The sequence below is a fragment of the Porphyromonas levii genome (assembly GCF_018206105.1).
Lineage (GTDB): Bacteria > Bacteroidota > Bacteroidia > Bacteroidales > Porphyromonadaceae > Porphyromonas_A > Porphyromonas_A levii.
The window spans coordinates 127211-146456 of sequence record NZ_JADRGN010000001.1 but is presented as its reverse complement, the minus strand read 5'-3'; the positions used below and the strand labels follow the sequence as shown (position 1 = coordinate 146456).

General features: G+C 46.7%; 13 protein-coding genes and 1 tRNA gene. 10 read left to right on the top strand and 4 right to left on the bottom strand.

Going from position 1 to position 19246, the window contains the following annotated elements:
• Positions 1 to 321: 321 nt before the first annotated feature.
• Positions 322 to 2895, bottom strand: coding sequence for an alpha-glucan family phosphorylase (gene glgP / locus IX315_RS00600; RefSeq protein WP_211636151.1), 2574 nt, complete (start codon positions 2893 to 2895; stop codon positions 322 to 324).
• A 131-nt stretch (positions 2896 to 3026) separates the two neighbouring features.
• Positions 3027 to 6014, bottom strand: coding sequence for a protein translocase subunit SecDF (gene secDF / locus IX315_RS00595; protein ID WP_211636112.1), 2988 nt, complete (start codon positions 6012 to 6014; stop codon positions 3027 to 3029).
• A gap of 811 nt (positions 6015 to 6825) precedes the next feature.
• On the opposite strand from secDF, the gene IX315_RS00590 reads away from it, so the two are divergent.
• From IX315_RS00590 to IX315_RS00560, 7 genes are read left to right on the top strand one after another with little or no spacing between them, the layout of a single operon-like run.
• Positions 6826 to 8850: an LptF/LptG family permease gene (locus IX315_RS00590; protein ID WP_211636114.1), complete on the top strand. Its 2025-nt coding sequence runs from the start codon at positions 6826 to 6828 to the stop codon at positions 8848 to 8850.
• A 21-nt stretch (positions 8851 to 8871) separates the two neighbouring features.
• Positions 8872 to 10083 (top strand): bifunctional 3,4-dihydroxy-2-butanone-4-phosphate synthase/GTP cyclohydrolase II, encoded by a 1212-nt coding sequence (locus tag IX315_RS00585; RefSeq protein ID WP_018359302.1) that lies wholly within the window; start codon positions 8872 to 8874, stop codon positions 10081 to 10083.
• A gap of 5 nt (positions 10084 to 10088) precedes the next feature.
• Positions 10089 to 10805: a pyridoxine 5'-phosphate synthase gene (locus IX315_RS00580; protein WP_018359301.1), complete on the top strand. Its 717-nt coding sequence runs from the start codon at positions 10089 to 10091 to the stop codon at positions 10803 to 10805.
• Positions 10806 to 10827: 22 nt separating this feature from the next.
• A complete protein-coding gene (locus tag IX315_RS00575; RefSeq protein WP_018359300.1) occupies positions 10828 to 11559 on the top strand; it encodes a MotA/TolQ/ExbB proton channel family protein in 732 nt (243 codons plus the stop codon).
• On the top strand, positions 11556 to 11966 hold the full coding sequence (locus IX315_RS00570; protein WP_018359299.1) for an ExbD/TolR family protein: 411 nt from the start codon (positions 11556 to 11558) through the stop codon (positions 11964 to 11966). Before IX315_RS00575 ends, IX315_RS00570 begins: the two co-directional genes overlap by 4 nt.
• 3 nt (positions 11967 to 11969) lie before the next feature.
• Positions 11970 to 12794: a cell envelope integrity protein TolA gene (tolA, locus tag IX315_RS00565; RefSeq protein ID WP_018359298.1), complete on the top strand. Its 825-nt coding sequence runs from the start codon at positions 11970 to 11972 to the stop codon at positions 12792 to 12794.
• Positions 12795 to 12804: 10 nt separating this feature from the next.
• The gene (locus IX315_RS00560) at positions 12805 to 13374 is read left to right on the top strand and encodes a DJ-1 family glyoxalase III (protein ID WP_018359297.1); all 570 of its coding nucleotides are present in this window, start codon (positions 12805 to 12807) and stop codon (positions 13372 to 13374) included.
• Between the two features lie 74 nt (positions 13375 to 13448).
• On the opposite strand, the gene IX315_RS00555 is transcribed toward IX315_RS00560, so the two are convergent.
• Both IX315_RS00555 and IX315_RS00550 read right to left on the bottom strand, forming a co-directional pair.
• Positions 13449 to 14798, bottom strand: coding sequence for a mechanosensitive ion channel family protein (locus IX315_RS00555; RefSeq protein WP_018358495.1), 1350 nt, complete (start codon positions 14796 to 14798; stop codon positions 13449 to 13451).
• On the bottom strand, positions 14795 to 15610 hold the full coding sequence (locus IX315_RS00550) for a hypothetical protein (RefSeq protein ID WP_018358496.1): 816 nt from the start codon (positions 15608 to 15610) through the stop codon (positions 14795 to 14797). The genes IX315_RS00555 and IX315_RS00550 overlap by 4 nt, the downstream gene beginning before the upstream one ends.
• Positions 15611 to 16261: 651 nt before the next feature.
• Here IX315_RS00550 and IX315_RS00545 point away from each other — a divergent pair.
• The 3 genes from IX315_RS00545 to IX315_RS00535 all read left to right on the top strand — a co-directional run bounded on the left by IX315_RS00545 (position 16262) and on the right by IX315_RS00535 (position 19195).
• Positions 16262 to 16343 (top strand) — tRNA-Tyr (locus IX315_RS00545).
• A 121-nt stretch (positions 16344 to 16464) separates the two neighbouring features.
• Positions 16465 to 18510, top strand: a complete 2046-nt coding sequence (gene rho / locus IX315_RS00540) for a transcription termination factor Rho (RefSeq protein WP_211837076.1) — start codon at positions 16465 to 16467, stop codon at positions 18508 to 18510.
• 4 nt (positions 18511 to 18514) lie between these two features.
• Positions 18515 to 19195, top strand: a complete 681-nt coding sequence (locus IX315_RS00535; protein WP_156808697.1) for a M15 family metallopeptidase — start codon at positions 18515 to 18517, stop codon at positions 19193 to 19195.
• The last annotated feature ends 51 nt before the right edge of the window (positions 19196 to 19246 follow it).

The window sequence follows — 19246 nt, the reverse complement described above, 5'->3', positions numbered from 1 at the left end:
CTTCTCTTTTTCTTCTTTTCATCGGAAAATGACAATTAGTTCCATCTTTACTCTCAAATCTACCACTTTTTGAGTTGTCTAGTTTTTGGGGAGTATTATAATATTTAAGCATCTGTGGTTTTTAAACGAACGATGCTTATTTTATTGTGACAAAGTTGCGATTTATTTACGATATGGAGCGAATGTTGTAGAAAATAAATGGAAATCCAAGGTTGTCTTATTATAAAAACCTTAGATATCCAAGTCTTGGGAATCTATCATGCGAGGAGGCAGTGACAGTACGTCACTACCTCCTCGCATGATAGTATTGCAGGGAACTGGCTAGAATAGGGATAGCCAGCTAACGTATGCAAAGTCCATAGGATGTGCTAGAAGCTCGTGGGTAGGAGCAATGCGGATGGCTAGCTTTTGGTTGCCAGGGTTATCGATCTCCTTATCCAGTCTATAGGTGCGGCGAGTACCTTCCGAGCTAATTAACTTATACTCGTGGTTCGCAATATGTTTGGTCTCGCCCGTGTTGGCATCTACCTCTATAACCACGAGTTCTACCTTGAGCGCTGTATTGAGCTCGTGCATATCGAGCACTATGGTAGAGGAGAATTGTTCTCCTACCTCAAAGTTGCGATTACTGAGATCCTTTGAGCTCTTTACCTCTATCGTCTCTAACTTGTCCCAATCACGAGCTACTCCTCTCTTCCACTCCACGAGTTGGTCGATAGCAGAGTAGTTATCTTTGGCAAGTGCCTTGGAGCGCTCCGCTAGCGGACGGTAGAATCTCTCGATATAATCATTAATCATCCTCCGCATAGTAAAGTGAGGTAAGATTCTAGACATCGATGTCTTAATCATCTGTACCCAGCCAGTAGAGAACTCCTTATGCTCGCTTCGGTCGTAGTAGAGTGGAATAATCTCCTCCTCCAGTGTCTTATAGATCGTCACAGCATCTAGCTTGTCTTGTAGCCCTTGGTCGGTATAAGTCCGTTTGTCTGTAAGTGCCCAACCGCCAGCAGGGATGTAGCCTTCGTACCACCAACCATCTAGCACCGAGAAGTTGAGCACACCATTCATGAGTGCCTTCATTCCAGAAGTCCCTGATGCCTCAAGCGGTCGGGTAGGGGTATTGAGCCATACATCTACACCCGCAATTAGTCGGCGCGCTACGCGTATGTCGTAATTCTCTAGGAAGAGTACCTTGCCCTGAAATTGTGGCATGCGGGATATCTCTATGATGCGCTTAATCAATCCCTGTCCACCACCATCGGCTGGGTGAGCCTTGCCGGTGTATATAAATTGTACAGGTCGCTCCTTGTTATTGACAATCTCTGCGAGGCGCTCGAGGTCGGTAAATAACAAGTGTGCACGCTTATAGGTAGCAAAGCGACGTCCAAAGCCTATCAGTAGAGCATCTGGGTCTAGTGCATCGAGGATGTCTAGGGTGAACGTAGGGTCGTTGTTCTCCTTGGCGAGACTTGCCTGATAGCTTGCCCTTAGGTGGCGGATTAGTCGTGCTTTCATCTCCTTGCGCATCTCCCAAATCTCACTATCTGGTACGCTTTCAATCTTGGTAAGAACTCTTACGTTCGCCTGATCCTCAAGTATGTTGTCAGAGATGTATTTCTTGTAAAATGGTATCCATTCTACCGCAGTCCATGATGGGAAGTGCACGCCATTGGTCACATATCCTACGTGTAGCTCCTCTGGGAAATAGCCCTTCCACACAGGTGCAAACATCTTCTGTGATACCTTGCCATGTAGCCAACTCACGCCATTAGCTTCCTGTGCGGTATTAAGAGCAAGCGTACTCATAGAGAACTTATCGTGGCTGCCAGGGTTCTCTCTGCCAAGATCAATGAGTTCTTGAAAGGTGATGCCAAGCTTCTCGGCATAGTGCTCCATGTACTTGGCAAATAGTCCCTCATCGAAGTAGTCGTGCCCAGCAGGTACGGGCGTGTGCACGGTATAGAGACTAGAGGCACGGATAATCTCAAGCGCATGGTCGAAGTCCTTGCCTTCGGCTACCAACTCTGCGATACGCTCAATATTAATAATTGCGGCGTGCCCCTCATTACAGTGGTATACCTCCTTCTTTATCCCTAGCTTCTTAAGCATCTGAATACCACCAATACCTAGGAGGTACTCTTGCTTCATGCGGTTTTCCCAGTCCCCGCCATAGAGTTGGCTGGTGATAGGTTTGTCCCAGTCACTATTTTGTGGATGGTCAGTATCCATAAGGTAGAGTGGAATACGCCCTACATCTACACGCCATACATAGCTATAAACCACATGATCTCTAAAGGGGACTTCCAGTGTCATAGGTGTGCCATTGTTGCTGCATACCTGAGTCACTGGAATCTTATTGAACTCATTCTGCTTGTACTGGGCTACTTGCTGACCATCCGATGCTATTACCTGGTCAAAGTAACCAAACTTATACAGAAAGCCTACACCTACCATGTCTACCCGAGAGTCACTCGCCTCCTTCAGGTAATCTCCTGCAAGTACACCCAGACCACCAGAGTAAATCTTCAGGATATTGCTAAGTCCATATTCCATGCTAAAGTACGCCACACTTGGGGCATCGCTACGCATGGGTTGGGCTAAATAGTCTTGGAAATTCTGATATGCCTTATCCACTCTAGCCATGAAGACCTCATCTGCCATCAGGTCGTCCTGCTGCTTACTGGTAAGGTTATTGAGTACCTCAATAGGGTTACCTTGGCTTGCTTCCCATCTCTCATGGTCTATATCTGCAAATATCTTTCTCACCTCACTGCTCCATACCCACCATATATTACGTGATAGGTCTTCTAGTTTGGAGAGCTTAGCAGGTAACTTGGAATGAGTATACACATCATTCCATACAGGCAGGTTGTGCCTTTTACTTTGGATCATAATCTTTCTTCCTTTATTTCTTTCAAATTTGCTCCCGCAAATATACCAACATTATCACTCAGTAGCAAAATGAAAGCGACGCCGCACGGATAGGTGCAGCGTCGTCTTAGTCAATTGCGAAAACTGTATGTCAGTTACTTGTGCGTCTTATTGAACTTCTTATTATTAATGAAGTAGGCTATCGGTGTTGCTACGAATAGTGTAGAGTAGGTACCGAATACTATACCAAGAATCATTGCAAATGTGAAGCTCCTGATACTAGCACCACCGAAGAAGAAGATGATGAGTACCACAAGCAGGGTACTGATACTTGTATTGAAGGTACGTGCAAGTGTACTATTCAATGCGTAGTTGAATAGCTCCTTCCTATTCCTATTAGGGAATAGCTTGAGGTTCTCACGTATACGGTCAAATACTACGATTGTATCATTCATAGCATAACCGATAATAGCTAGTACCGCAGCGATAAAGGTCTGATCCACCTCCATAGAGAATGGCATTACCTTCCATAGCAGTGCATACAACGCTATGATAGATAGCGTAGTGAAAGTAACCGAAGCAAACGCACCTATAGAGAAGGCTACATCTCTAAATCGGATAAGAATATAGAGCGCCATCACAATCAGTGATAGGACTACAGCGATAACAGCTCCTGTCTTGATGTCGTCTGCCATGCTTGCGCCTACCTTCTGAGAGCTCTGGATGTAGTCGTTGGTAAATTGGTCGAAGCTTACACCATCACCTAGAAGTGGCTTCACGCCCTCATAGATCAGGTTCTCTACCTCAGCATCTACCTCAGGGGTATTGGTCTCAATTTTGTAGTTGGTAGAGATACGTACCTGCTCTGCAGTAGAGATAGTGATCACATTCACTTGCCCATCGAGCTTGCTACCCACTAGGCTTGCTACCTCACTAGTGCTTACTGGTTGGTCGAACTTCACAACGTAGTTACGACCTCCAGTGAAGTCGATACCACTATTAAGACCCCATACACCAAGAGCGATGGCACCGGCAACAAGGATCGCAGCTGCGATAGAGAGGCCTCCCTTGCTCTTCTCGATGAACTTCACGCTAGGGTCTACTAGGAAGTTCTTAGATACAGAGGTGGTAAAGGTGATATTGTCCATCTTGCCCTTAAGCGCTCTCCTCTCGAAGAAGATACGAGTGAGGAATACCGCAGTTAAGAATGAACATACAAGACCTACAATCAGTGTGGTGGCAAATCCACGGATAGGACCTGAACCGAAGTAGTAAAGGATAATACCCGTAAGGATTGTGGTCACGTTGGAGTCGATGATAGCAGAGAATGCATTGCCATAACCATCCTCAATGGCCTTAATCATAGACTTGCCTTGAGCGAGCTCCTCTTTGATACGTTCAAAGATAAGCACGTTGGCATCTACCGCCATACCTAGGGTAAGCACCATACCGGCAATACCTGCTAGAGTGAGCACGGCATGAAGCGATGCTAAGATACCGATAGTGAAGAAGAAGTTGACCACTAAAGCGGCATCTACTACTAGACCAGGCAATAGACCATACATTATAATCATGTAGATCATCAGCAGTACGAGTGCAATCACGAAGCTGACAAGACCAGCTGAGATAGCTTCCTGACCCAGTGATGGACCTACAACATCTTCCTGTACGATACGTACTGATGCAGCCATCTTACCAGAGTTGAGGGTATTAGCCAAGTCATCTGCCTCTTGTACGGTGAATTTACCAGTGATTTGTGATTGACCGTTTGGTATCTCTGTATTAACGCTTGGTGCAGAGTAAACAACATCATCTAGCACGATAGCGATAGGACGACCAATGTTCTCCTTGGTGATTCTTGCCCACTCACGAGCTCCCTCGCTATTCATGGTCATAGAAACTACTGGCTCCTGACGACCAAGTGTATTATCGATATCACTCTTAGCATTGGTGACTACTTCACCACCCAATACAGGCATACCATCACGGCGAGTAGTCTTGATAGCAAAGAGCTGGTAGATCTTTGAACCCTCTTGCATCTCCTTCACTCCCCACTTTAGCTGTAGGTTGCGTGGAAGTACCTCTTTAACACGTGGGAGGTTGAGCAGAGAGTCAATCTTATCCATGTCAGATGCATGTGCCATTCCGACCACAGGAGTAGCCGCTAGCTGACCTTCGTAGGTGTTTGGAGCAAGTAGACTGAATAGTGATTGTACTGCACCGTTAGAAGCGGTAGTAGTCTCTGCTGAAGGAGTAGCCTCTCCGACCAATGCAGTCAGATCGTCGGTGGCTGTAGCTACACTATCAGTAGCCACGCTGTCGGTAGCGATGCTGTCAGCAACTACTACAGGAGCAGCCTCAGCTACAGTCTCTACTGTAGAGCTCATCTGAGCAATGACTTGGTCGGCTCGCTGTAGGTCTGCCCAAATCTCAGGGAGCATGTAGCACTCCCAGAACTCTAGATTGGCACTGCCTTGTAGTAGTTTGCGCACACGCTCAGGCTCCTTTACACCAGGAAGCTCTACGAGGATACGATGACCACCCTCTAGCTTCTGGATGTTTGGTGCTACCACACCAAATCGGTCGATACGATTGCGGAGTACCTTGTGAGAGCTCTCGATAGCTGTTGCAAGCTCTGAGCGTAGCACCTGCTCTACATCCGCATCACTACTGCTTGTGGTAATCTTGTCTTTCAGCGCTAGAGTACCGAATATGGCAGATAGGCGAGCGCCTGGGTCTGTCGCATGAAACTCATCAACAAAGAGCGTGATAAAGTCCTTCTGGCTGCGCTCCTGCTGAGCGATAGCCGACTCTAGGGCTGCTCTGAATGTAGGGTCTTGGCTATTGCCAGAGAGGGTCTCTAGTACATCGGCAGCATTTAGCTCCAAGATGACTGTCATACCACCCTTAAGGTCGAGACCAAGTCCTAGCTCTTTCTCACGTACTTCTTGAAGCGTGCTACCGAGCCACACTTTCTTCATAGAGAGCGAGTCAAGATAGCGAATCTCCTTATTTACATCGCCCTGCGCATAGTTCTTAGCCTTGTTCTGGTAATACCCCGACACCAGTGAAAATGAGAGGTAGTAACCACAGACAATGGCAAGGATAATGGCAGTCCACTGCACTAAACCTTTGTTTTGCATCTGTAAGTAGTTATTATTTATTATTCTTATATTTTTTCCTAAACTCAATGGGAGTGCTGTGCACACACATATATTATATTATAATGTGGGGTGAGCACTTCAGGTGGCAAATATACCTAAATTATACCAATCTGTGAGTCTCTTTATTGTAGGATTGATAGAATGCTTTGGTTGGTGGCTTTGTAACTTACTTTAATGTTGTTGAGAGGGGCAAATTCGGTGCGCTATAGGTGCGGTTATGTGTGGTATTGGTCGCTAGTGAGAAGGACTATATACTTTAGCTGTTTCGGGTGTTGCCGAAATTGCTTTCGATAGGGCAAAAGCGTTGACTGTAAAGCGGTTGCGCTTTCTTTATATCTTGGATGACCATTTAATATATACTAAATGGGTGATTTGATATATATTAATTGTGTTATTTAGTATATATTAATTCCCCTATTTGATATATATTAAATGGTCATGGGGTATACCTAGGGCGGTCAACGGGTAGGGGTAAAAGTTTTTTCGCCTCCCCTGAAGGGCGTTTTTCCTGAGAGGGTTGGCTATTTTCTGGGTATTTTAACTATCTGGTTGACCTTGTATGCCTGAGGGTTTACTGGTCGGTTGACTCTCACTTCCTTATTTACTTGACTATGCGCACTAAGTGGTTGACCTTTTAGTCCTGTAGATACGCCTTCTCGCTCGTCGGTATAGATTTTTCTTCACAAATCGTCCTTGGAAGCGTATATGGGTTATTTTTCGTAATTTTGTGGCAGGGAGTAGGGCTGAGCGTTGGACTTGTAGGATACGTATGAGCATATTATAGAGAGTAATGAAGAGATTAGCGCCAAAGAAGCTATACCTATATATCATCAAGAGTTTTTTACCACTGCTAGCTGGGGGCTTTGCTGTCTCTCTCTTCGTTGTGGTATTGCAGTTCTTATGGCAGTCTATTGGCGACCTCGTAGGTAAGGGTGTGGATGGTGTCGTACTATTGAAGCTCCTCTTCTTCGCATCTATGACGATGGTGCCGTTGGCACTGACGTTAGGTGTCCTAGTCGCTTCACTGATGACGTTTGGCAACCTAGGTGATCGGATGGAGCTACTTGCCATGAAAGCGGCAGGAATACCATTGTGGAAAATCTTTAAGCCTATCTTTTGGGTTGTGGTAGCACTCGCCGTTGGGGTATTTGTGTTTCAGAACGACTGGATGATTACGAGCCAAGTGAAGTTTTGGCAGTACTACTTCTCGATACGTAATAAGTCGCCCGAGCTGGCAATCCCCGAAGGGAGTTTCTACAAAGACTTGCCCAACTATAGTGTGTACGTGGAGCGTAAGGATAGCGAGGCAAAGATGATGTATGGAATGATGCTCTACGATTATTCCGAAGGCTTTGAGAACTCTATGGTGGTAGTAGCAGATAGTGGTCGCCTCTATACTACGCCAAGTGGTGCTGAGTTGATATTAGAGCTGTACCATGGGGAGTCGTTTAGGAATCTGAACCAGAGGGGTGAGGTGTACGAGAGCTCTGCAGATCGTCCTTTCGTGCGTGAACGGTTTGGATTTAAGGAGCTACACATCCCTTTCAATAGCGACCTTAGCATGATAGATGAGTCGGTGCTGACCAGCCAGTTCGTAGGTAAGAATGTGATGGAACTAAAAGCGTATACTGATTCACTTCAGGTGAGTATCGACTCGCTATCTGAGGTAAATAGGCATACATTATTACTTGCCAATAACTATTTCCAGACCATGAGCCGTGCGGAGCGAGTCCCTACGGTGACTCGTGTGGCTACGGAGGTATACCCCACAGAGGTAGTTCCCGAGGATTCGAAGGGGACTCAGGCTGTTGCACCGAGGGTGGAGCCTGATGCTCCTAATGCTTTTGCCCAATTGCCAAAGGCATCTAGGGCAGAGTACTCTATGGTAGGAAAACTAGATCATGTGGGTGCAGCCGTTGCTAGCGAAATCTATGACCGTGCGATAGCACTGCTGGCAAACTTCCAGAATGATACTTATTTTTCTGTGGAGGCGCAAAGGGAGCAAGCCGACTTGAAGCGAAAGAACGAGGCGGAGTACTGGCGTAAGTTTACCTATCCCGTGGCTTGTATCGCCTTCTTCCTGATAGGCGCTCCACTGGGTGCTTTGATCCGTAAGGGTGGTATGGGTGTGCCATTCTTGGTAGCGGTATCTTTTTTCATCATCTTTTATATACTAGAGACTACTGGTATTAAGATGGTACGTGAGGGGACACTAGTCAATTGGTTTGGTATGTGGTTGCCCAATATCGTACTTATCCCCGTAGGACTTGGTTTGTGTCTGCTTGCAACCAAGGATACCAATAGGTTTAGTCTGGATAGTATAGGGCTCTTCTGGAAGCGTTATATTATGGCTGGCACCAAGCGGGTGGTACCATTTAGAGAAGTGAGTATGCAGACTGTCGATTATGCTGCGTCTCGAGGCGCGATGGTCTCCCTCGAGGAGACTGTGCCTGAGCTAAAGCATGCTGGACGTATAGGCTATCTCCGCTTCTTCCTCGACGATGCGCACTTTGAGGTGAGACGTCGGTTGGTGACTCAGCTGGAGCAATTGGTGGGGCAGCTAAGCTATAGTAGGGATTATCAGCTGGTGGAGCACCTCAATGCTTACCCTTATCTGCTAGATGTAATGAGGGCGTGGAGGAGTAGAAATAAGCTAGTCAATAGAGCTCTGATGTGGCTCTTGCCGATAGGTGTAGTGTGCTATATGGTGTACCTCCTAAGGTACCGTAGAGGTATGGCGGCTTGGAATAGGGTGATTGAGACTAACCAAGTAGTGGGCAGGGATATTGATAGGATAGAACAGGAAAAAGTATAAGTCTTGATATTGAAATAGAAAATGGAATTTAAGTTGAGTACTATTGAGGAGGCTATAGAGGACTTTCGAGAGGGCAAGATTGTTATTGTAGTGGATGATGAGGACCGTGAAAATGAGGGCGACTTTATCATCGCAGCAGAGAAGGTAACCCCTGAGATTATCAATTTTATGATGAGTAACGGAAGAGGGGTACTCTGTACGCCAATGACGGAGGAGCGCTGTGAGGAGCTCGAACTGCCTATGCAGGTGCCAGATAATACTTCACTTCATGAGACTCCTTTTACGGTGACGGTAGATCTACTGGGTAAGGGGGTGACGACTGGGGTATCTATGTATGATAGGGCGACTACAATAAAGGCTTTGGCAGACCCTAGTACGAAGGCTACGGATTTAGGTCGTCCTGGGCACATCAACCCACTAAGGGCAAGAAGTAGAGGGGTACTGCGTAGGGCAGGACACACTGAGGCTTCGGTGGATTTGTGTAGACTTGCAGGGCTGCAGCCCGTGGCTTGCCTGATAGAGATTATCAATGAGGATGGCACGATGGCACGTATGCCTCAGCTGCAGGTAATAGCCCAGAAGTATGGGATGAAGATAGTGACGATTGCGGATCTTATTAAGTACCGTCTGCGCTCTGAGAGCTTGGTGGAGAGAGGTGTGGAGGCACACTTGCCGACACAGTATGGCGACTTTAGGGTTATCCCATTTAAGCAGAAGAGCAATGGTATGGAGCACGCAGTGCTCATTAAGGGTGATATATCGGGTGCGGAACCAGTCTTGATTCGCATGCATAGTAGTTGCATGACTGGCGATATCTTTGGTTCGTACCGCTGTGAGTGTGGAGACCAGCTCCATGAGGCTATGCGTAAGATAGAGCAGGAGGGCAGAGGGCTGATTGTCTACCTCCAACAGGAGGGTAGGGGTATCGGTCTGATGAAGAAGATAGCTGCCTATAAGCTGCAGGAGGAAGGGATGGATACTGTGGAGGCAAATATTCATTTGGGTTGCCGTGCCGATGAGCGCGACTATGGCGTAGGTGCAGAAATACTCCGTCAGTTAGGGGTGACTAAGATGCGCTTAATGACGAATAACCCAGTGAAGAGGATTGGGCTAGAGAGCTTTGGACTAGAGGTGTCGGAGGTGGTACCCTTGGAGATAAAGGCTAATAAGCATAACCACGACTATCTGAAGACAAAGAAGGAGAAGATGGGACATAAACTTAAGGATATCTAAGGCGTATGGTAACGAGGTTAAGTGTAAATGTCAATAAAATTGCGACTATTCGTAATGCTCGTGGAGGTAATAACCCCGACGTGATACAGATGGCTAAGGATATTGAGCGGTTTGGTGCGGAAGGTATCACAGTACACCCTCGCCCCGATGAGCGACATATTCGCTATGCCGATGTGTATGCGCTTAAGAAGGTAGTAACAACGGAGTTTAATATTGAGGGCTATCCATCGCCCGAGTTTATGAAGTTGGTTCTAGAGGTTCAGCCTACGCAGGTCACCCTCGTGCCTGACCCACCTGGGGTTCTCACCAGTAATGCTGGCTGGGCTGTCCGAGAGCACTTCGACTTTCTTAGAGATATCATAGGGCAGCTCAAAGGGCGTGGTATAAGGACTTCTATATTCGTAGATACCGACCTTGAGAATATTAGAGCTGCTCGAGAGGTGGGCACGGATAGGATAGAGCTCTATACTGAGCCCTATGCTGCGAAGTACCATGAGGATAGAGAGACTGCAGTACAACCCTTTGCCGAAGCCGCTAGGGTAGCAGGTGATCTTGGCTTGGAGGTGAATGCAGGTCACGACTTGGACTTGGATAATCTGCGTTATCTGGCTCAGCGATTGCCTAATCTAGCAGAAGTTTCTATCGGTCATGCGTTGATTTGTGACGCCCTTTACTTGGGGATGGAGGAGACAGTACGGAGGTATTTAGAGTGTTTGAGATGATAATTAGATTATTGATAGGATTATGCTGAATATGACATTACAGGTGGCGGGAGATACACTAGTGAATGCTATGCCGGATCTCTCGAATGGCGCTGCGGTTACTACGACTGTAGCCGATACGATGGAGCGCCTCTCTGTATGGGAACTGGCGATGAAGGGAGGATGGATTATGGTGGTGCTGCTATTGCTATCGCTACTTGCTCTTTATATCTTCGTGGAGCGGTTGTTGCTCCTCAAGAGTATGGCGCGCAAGGATCCCGACTTTACGAGTAAGATAAGGGACTATATCCGCGAGGGTAAGATACAGTCAGCAATAGACCTTTGTCGCTCTAAGAAGACTCCTGGAGCGAGGATGATAGAGAAGGGTATACAGAGGCTCGGCAGACCTATTGGCGATATCCAGATGGCGGTAGAGAATGTGGGTAATATCGAGGTGGCTAAGCTGGAGAAGCGGTTGCCTGCCCTCGCTACCATAGCCTCAGGCGCACCGATGATTGGTTTCTTGGGTACCGTTACGGGTATGATTAAGGCGTTCTTCAATATGGCTAGTGCAGGGTCGTCTGTAGATATTAGCTTGCTGTCGTCTGGTATATATGAGGCGTTGGTGACCACAGTAGGTGGTCTGATTGTAGGTATCTTAGCTCTTTTCGCATATAACTATCTTATCGCTAAGGTGGATGAGGTGATCACGAAGTCGGAACAGGAGACGTTGGAGTTTATGGATCTAATTAATGAGCCAACAGCTAAGCGATGAAACTAAAGCGTAAGAGTAAGGCAATGGAAGTCTTTAGTATGGCATCCATGACGGATACCATATTCCTGCTTCTTATCTTCTTTATGGTAAGTAGTACGCTCGTGGTGCCAAGCTCCCTCAAAGTAACACTGCCGCAGTCGAGCCAACAGAGTACGCCTCGTCCTATCACGCGTATCGTGCTCACTGAGGATATGAAGTACTTCGTCGGCGTAGAGGGTGAAGATGACCGCCAGGTAAGCTTCGAGGAGATCGCTCCTTACCTAGAGGCAACTAAGGCTGCGAACCCCGACATGTATGTAGCGCTCTATGCCGATGAGGAGGTATCGTATCGAGAGATTGTGCGTCTGCTTAACATCGCAGTAGAGCATAAGTATCAGATGGTGTTGGCCACAAGACCATTGGAGTAAGCTATGCTAGATAAGGACAACTATAAGAATAGGGCAATTGCACTAGTAGTAACTGTTGTGGTGCACGCTCTGGCATTGGCGGGGTTACTATTTATCTACCTCCAAAGCGTAGTCCCTGAAGAGCAGGGCGGTATCTTGGTTAATATCGGAGATGCCGAGCTAGCGAGCGGGATGTTCATGCCGCATCAGCTGGATCCCGACTTCGTTCCACAAGAACCGCAACCTACACCGGAGCCTGTGGTGGAAGAGCGAGTACTCACTCAGGAGACGCCCGAAGCTCCTCCTATGACTACTCCACCTGATAATAAGAAGGAGCAGAAAGAGCGACAGAAAGCGGAACAACAGAGACTGGAGCGCCAAAGGGCTGAGGAACAACTTAGGCAGAAGGAACTAGCGGAACAGCGCAGAAGAGAACAGATAAAGAAGAATGTATCGGGTGCTTTCGGTGGTACTGGTAAGTCAGGTACAGGAAGCGATCCCATGGCAGCACCTGGAAGAGCGGGTTCTCCAGATGGTAATGTGCAGTCGGGTGGTGTCAATGCAGGAGTAGGCGGCTTCGGCAGCTTCTCTCTAGACGGTCGTAGCCTAGGCAGTGGAGGTCTTCAGCGCCCGAGTTATAATGTACAAGAGGAGGGCGATATCGTGATTAATATCACGGTCAATCCTCAGGGACAAGTCATACAAGCGCTTATAGGTGCTGGTACTACTATTGGCAACCAAACCCTCCGTAATAGTGCCCTAAGTGCAGCTAAGGCTACGCGCTTCAATGCTATCGATGGGCTGAATAATCAGACTGGTACGATTACATATAGATTTAGACTAAAGTAAAAGTAAAAGTATGGGAAAGAAAGTTTTTATCTTCGTTGCTAATGGCACGGAGGAGACAGAAGCTGTAGGGATACTAGACACTCTACGTCGTGGGGGTGTGGATGCGCACTTCGTCTCTATTTACAAGGAGAAAGAGGTGACATCGTCTCACGGACTCAGGCTTTGTGCTGACTATAGTATTGAGGAAGTAAAGGACGAACTCGTCGATGCTGTAGTGCTCCCTGGCGGAATGCCAGGAGCTACCAATTTCTATGAGAGTAAGGATTTGCGTAGTATCGTTACTCGCCACCATGAGGCTGGAAAGTATGTTGCGGCAATGTGTGCTTCACCACTCGTACTTGGTAGAATGGGGTTGCTCGAAAGTAAAAAGGCGACCTCCTACCCCGGCTTTGAGTCCGAACTCATGGGCGCTAAGTATATGGCAAAACCCGCTGTAGTAGATGACAAGGTGATTACTGGGCGTGGACCTGGTTACGTCTTCAATTTCGGTGCTGCTATCTTGGGCGAACTAGAGGGCTACGAGAAGGCTTACGAAGTTGCCGAAGGGCTTCTTATCACAGAGGAACTAGAAGAAGAGTAATAGCTAAAGGCTATATAGATAAAGGGGCTATCCGCACTGTGCGGGTAGCCCCTTTATACTTGGCACTAATAGACCTATGCTATTGGAGTCTCGCTATGCCCCTCAACAAGTGTAGCGATATTGCGCCCATTTACATTCTGGAATACGGATAGCTCGAATATTCCTATCACTGCAAGAAGATGGTCGAATATATCGCTCTGGATATTTTCGTAATCCGTCCAAGCCGTAGTGTCTGTAAAGAAATAAAGCTCTAGCGGTAATCCTTGAGGGGTAGGCTGTTGCTGGCGAACCATACAGGTAAAACGGCGGTGTACCTTTGAGTGTCCCTTAAGGTATAGCTCAATGTATCTGCGATAGAGTCCTACATTCGTCAGCTCCCTGCGAGAGAACGAGCTCTCCAAGCCACGCTCCTTATTATCTCGCTGAATATCTACTACGACTTGGTCAATGTACTCAGCTAGGGCAGGGGAGTTGTGTAGCCTCTCGAGTAGTTCAGGAGAAGCGAACTTAATACTCTGCATGTCTATCAATATCGAGCGCTTCACACGTCTACCGCCATCCTCTTGCATCGGCCTCCAGTTTTGGAAAGACTCCGTTAGCATACTGTAAGGCGGGATTGTAGAGACCGTAAGGTCGAAGTTCTTGACCTTAATAGTGGCTAGAGAGATATCTATCACATCTCCATCTACACCGAATTTCTCCATGGTTATCCAATCGCCGACACGCACCATGTCATTATTGGAGAGTTGGATGCTAGCTACAAAGCCCAAAATAGTATCCTTAAATACCAACATCAGTACTGCCGATAGTGCCGTAAGCCCTGCGCCTATAGCCGTCATATCCACCTTAAATATGATAGAAATAACCACTAGGATAGCAATGAAGTAGACAATCCCCTTGAATACCTGAAATAGATTGACAAAAGGACTCGATTTGTACTTCTTCGATGCCAGCATATTCGTGCGGATAATATCGAAGATACAGGCAATGGTCTGCGCTACTACCCACGTGACCACTACGCCACACACCACTTTTAGTACGTTGTACCATATTGTCGGTACAGGCCATACCACTTGTAAAAGGCTGGAGAATAGCGAAATCCCTACGATGAGTATTACCTTATTGATTATCTTCGTATTCTGTCTCCCTCCGTTTTCAAATGCAGGAATCTTCCCTATCAGTTTAGGAAGTGTCCGTACGAAAAGTAGTTTAAGTATCACCCATACCAAGAGGGAAAAGCCCGCAACCACTAGTAAACTTATCAATTGGTGCATCGGACCACCTTCAGTAAGTCCAAGGTCAAAGTAATTGATAAGGGCGTTGAGCGTATTCCGCACATCATTCATAGGGTAGATACTCTCAATTAGCTTCTCTTCTATTGCCTTAGGAGCATCTGCTAAATCTGCTACTGAATATTGATTCATATTTTCTTGTACGCTATGTCAAATTCTCTAGTGCTATTAATGGAAATCTCATTGCTCAGCTCTGTCTCCTCAATAAATACTTGTATCGGACGGTCAAAACTATCTAGCAAGTAGGAAATGTGCGATTGCTGGTGGTAGTTAGCCCCTGAGGTTACCTTTGAGCGAAGGAAGTGCCTGCTCCTAGTCCCCATCATATAGGTTAAGAGCATCTTGATATCAAACCCATTGATAAATAGGTTAATATCTGGGAAGATATGATTCTCCTTATTTTTATAATAGGTCATCTTTACCCTTGCTTCACCATCATAAGATACCCCCTCTAGGTTGCCCTCGTGCCAGTACATCTTAGCGGTGGAGTCCTCGCTAATAATTTGGGAAAGCTCCGCACCATTGATAGAAGTATCCCAGCGCTCCTCCTGACCTCCCTTAGCTCGGTGGATGATAGATGTCACCACATCTAGTTCGTTGAGCAGCAAGTAAGAGACATCATCGGGCGTATCCTCATCATCTAGGTAGGTGAGTACTTCTACTCTGTCCTCTTGGAAATCGAAAACGAGGTGCTTACGGCTCGTAACATTGCCCATGCTATCTAGTCTGAGTTGGGTGGTCCTGCTACAGCGTTCCTCGTCGTCCCAAAAGAAAAGCCATCTCTCAGTTAATACCCCATCTGTCGTAATATTCACATGGTCAATGAGAGGCGAATAATTGCCAAGATATGCCCTCTTTTTCTGTGTATACTCTCGTGTAAGATAGACACCAAGCGCCACACCAGCACCTATCCCAATCATCTTCCAAAAACTACTTTTCCCCATATGTCTGTATTTTTACTGCTTTGGTAGTTATTACTTCCCTCCAAGCAAATATACATATAATATCTTGGACAGACTCAGCGCATAGCGATATTTCATAAAATCTCTCCCTGTCAGGCTTGACCTGTCTCGGTATCTTACATGACCATTTAGTATATATATTAATCTACTGGATTGATATATATTAACTGGATAGATTAGTATATATTAAATGGTCAAGGGATATAGCGAGGGGGGCAACGAGTAGGGGTGAAAGATTCTTCGCCCCTACTATATCCGTCTTTTCCTGGATATATTGACCTTTTTCGGGGCGATTTAACTATCTAGTTGACCTTATGTGCCTGAGGTTTCACTGGTCTGTTGACTACTATTTCCTAATTTACTTGCCTATGCTCACTAAGTGGTTGACTTTTTCAGCCAATACAATGGGTATTATCCGTGTCTATTAGCCTTTCTGGTTGACTTTGACCTGCAAAGGAGTTTATAGACCCTTTCCATTGTTTTGTCTTGAGTCGTGGTTCCCCTTGTAGGGAGAATTATCATCATGAGTGTGCGTTATGTTTGGAATTTAGCGGATATTTTATTACCTTTGCGTCCAGAAGATGGGTTGGGTGTCCCATTCTTAATACACCCAATACATATAATATATAGTAGGGGCAGTTACCAGAGTGGACAAATGGGGCTGACTGTAACTCAGCTGGCTTAGCCTTCGGTGGTTCGAATCCATCACTGCCCACCTTATATGTACTTCTTAGGATTTTACTTTTTTTGATTTAGTCCCTCCGTAGATATTCTTATTACCCTCCGTTCTGGATTGGGTAGGTCATGGTTGGTATTGAATCTTTATATAAATATATATGGCACGTACTTACACGCTTTTAGAGCTGAATTCTCTTAGTGACGAAGAACTAAATAGGGTTGCTGATGAGCTTGGTACCAAGGGGAAGACCCCTAAAATGTCTCGTCAGGAGGTGGTCTACCAGATACTCGATGAGCAGGCAGCCCAATTAGCACAGCAAATTTCCGGCAACAAAAATAATAGCAACAAAAATAGGGGGGGGAGTGGTATTAATGGTAGGGGGAAAAAGCCTCAAGCCAAGATCTCATCTGCCACTAAAGAACAAGAGTCAAAGCCGGTAGATCCTGCCAAGGAAGAGGCGGTAGCTAAGGTGAAAGCCCAGGTAGCTGCTGGAAATCAGCGTCGTAAGTCTGCTGATAAAGGACGGGAGACTGCGTCAAAGGAAGTAGAGTCTGTCAGTAATAAGGTAGAGCCCGAGAAGCCGCAGCCTCGTCGTCGCGGTAGACCTACAAAGGCGGAACAGGCGGCAAGAGCAGCAGCGAAGGCCGCCAAAGAGGCAGAGGCTGCAGCAAAGGAGAATGCCCCAAAGGAGAATGCCCAGCAGCCTGAAGTTACTAAGCAGGAAACGAAAGAGGCTGTTGTCACAAAGGAGGTGTCTAGTAAGCCTGAGCAACCTCCCACACAGAAACAGGTGTTTGTCAATAAGAACGCTAATAAGACGATGCTCACTGACATGATGAGTATGATTGTGCCTACTCACCCGCAAAAAAGGTCTGAGGAGCCAAGGGCTATTGTACAGCATCAGCCTCAGCAACAATTGCCTCCACAGCAGCCTAAGCCTCAACAGTCTCAACAGACTCAGCAAAATAGTAATCCAAGCAATAGTGCTAATAATCGCCCTCAGATACAGTTGGTGCAGCAGCCTGTGGCGCAGCCGGTACAGCAGCACAGACCTTCAGTCCCGATGTATGACTTTAAGGACTCGCTCCGTAGCACAGGTGTGCTAGAGGTATTGCCAGATGGGTATGGTTTTATTCGCTCAAGTGATTACAATTATCTATCGAGTCCGGATGATGTGTACGTCTCTCAGTCTCAGATTAAGACTTATGGGCTCAAGACGGGTGACGTGATAGAAGCTATTGTGACCCCTCCGAGGGATAAGGATAAGTACTTCCCTATGAAGAGCCTTGTGCGCCTCAATGGTTGTGATCCTAAGCAGGTGCGCGACCGGGTACCTTTTGAGCACCTGACTCCGCTCTTCCCAACAGAGAAATTTAAGCTAGAGTCTCCTGCGAGTGTAAAGGTTCAGGATAAGATATCAGTACGTGTGGTAGACTTATTTGCTCCTATAGGTAAGGGACAGCGTGGTCTGATTGTGGCTCAGCCTAAGACGGGTAAGACGATGCTCCTCAAGGATATCGCTAATGCGATCTCTCACAATCACCCCGAAGTGTATATGATGATACTCCTGATAGATGAGCGCCCAGAGGAAGTGACCGATATGGCTCGTAATGTAAATGCTGAAGTGATTGCTTCTACATTCGATGAGCCAGCAGAGCAGCATGTAAAGATTGCCGATATCGTGCTCCAGAAGGCTAAGCGCCTAGTAGAGTGTGGGCATGATGTGGTTGTCCTACTCGACTCTATCACCCGCCTAGCTCGTGCTTATAATACGGTACAGCCCGCTAGTGGTAAGGTGCTCTCGGGTGGTGTAGATGCCAATGCTTTGCAGAAGCCAAAGCGCTTCTTCGGTGCTGCTCGAAATATCGAAGGCGGTGGTAGCCTTACCATTTTAGCTACAGCTCTTACCGAGACTGGGTCGAAGATGGATGAGGTGATATTTGAGGAGTTCAAGGGTACTGGTAATATGGAGCTGCAGCTCGATCGTAAGCTCTCCAATAAGCGCATCTTCCCAGCTGTGGATCTACTTAGCTCTAGCACCCGTAGGGACGACCTATTGCAGGATAAGGAGACTCTCAACCGTATGTGGGTGCTTCGCCGTTATATAGGTGATATGAACTCAGTGGAGGCTATGGAATTTATCAAGAATCGCATGGAGGGCACAGTGGATAACATTGAGTTCCTCGCTTCGATGAATGACTGATTTTATGCCATCCGTAATCATAAGGAAGCAGCAGAAGTGTCTTTGGATACTTCTGCTGCTTCTGTTTTCTATTCCGTTATGGGCACAAGGGACGTTTGAAGGACTTGTAGATATTCAGGAGGTCGACCCATCTATCCAAGTAGAGCTGATGTACGCCACAAAGGATAACTTTTTGGGGGAGAATATGTATGGAGATCTTACTCAGGCGTATGTGTTACCCCACTTTGCAGAGAAGCTGAAGCGTGCTCAGAGAAAGCTGAAGTCCGACTGGGGAGCGGCTTACTCTCTTTTGGTCTGTGATGCTGCTCGTCCTCTTAGTGTACAGCGCCGTATGTACGATGCGGTAAAAGGTACACCCAATCGGGTCTATGTAGCTTCACCTGATAATGGAGGGGGAAGGCATAATTATGGTGCCGCTGTGGATGTAACTATTGTAAACACTACCACTGGAGAGCGTGTAGATATGGGTAGTGAAGTAGATCACTTCGGTATTCGCAGCCATACCGATAATGAGCAAGAGCTATTGCGAAAAGGATTGATTACGAGGAATGCGTACGACAATCGTCGGTACCTCACCCGACTACTCAATGCAGAGGGACTCAGAAATATCCGAAAAGAGTGGTGGCACTTTGAAGAGCGCATCAGTATCAAAGAGGTACGCACTAAGTACCGACTCATCAAATAAAAGTAGTAGGGGACTTGCGACAGGGTTGCATCAGTAATTTTCTATATCTTT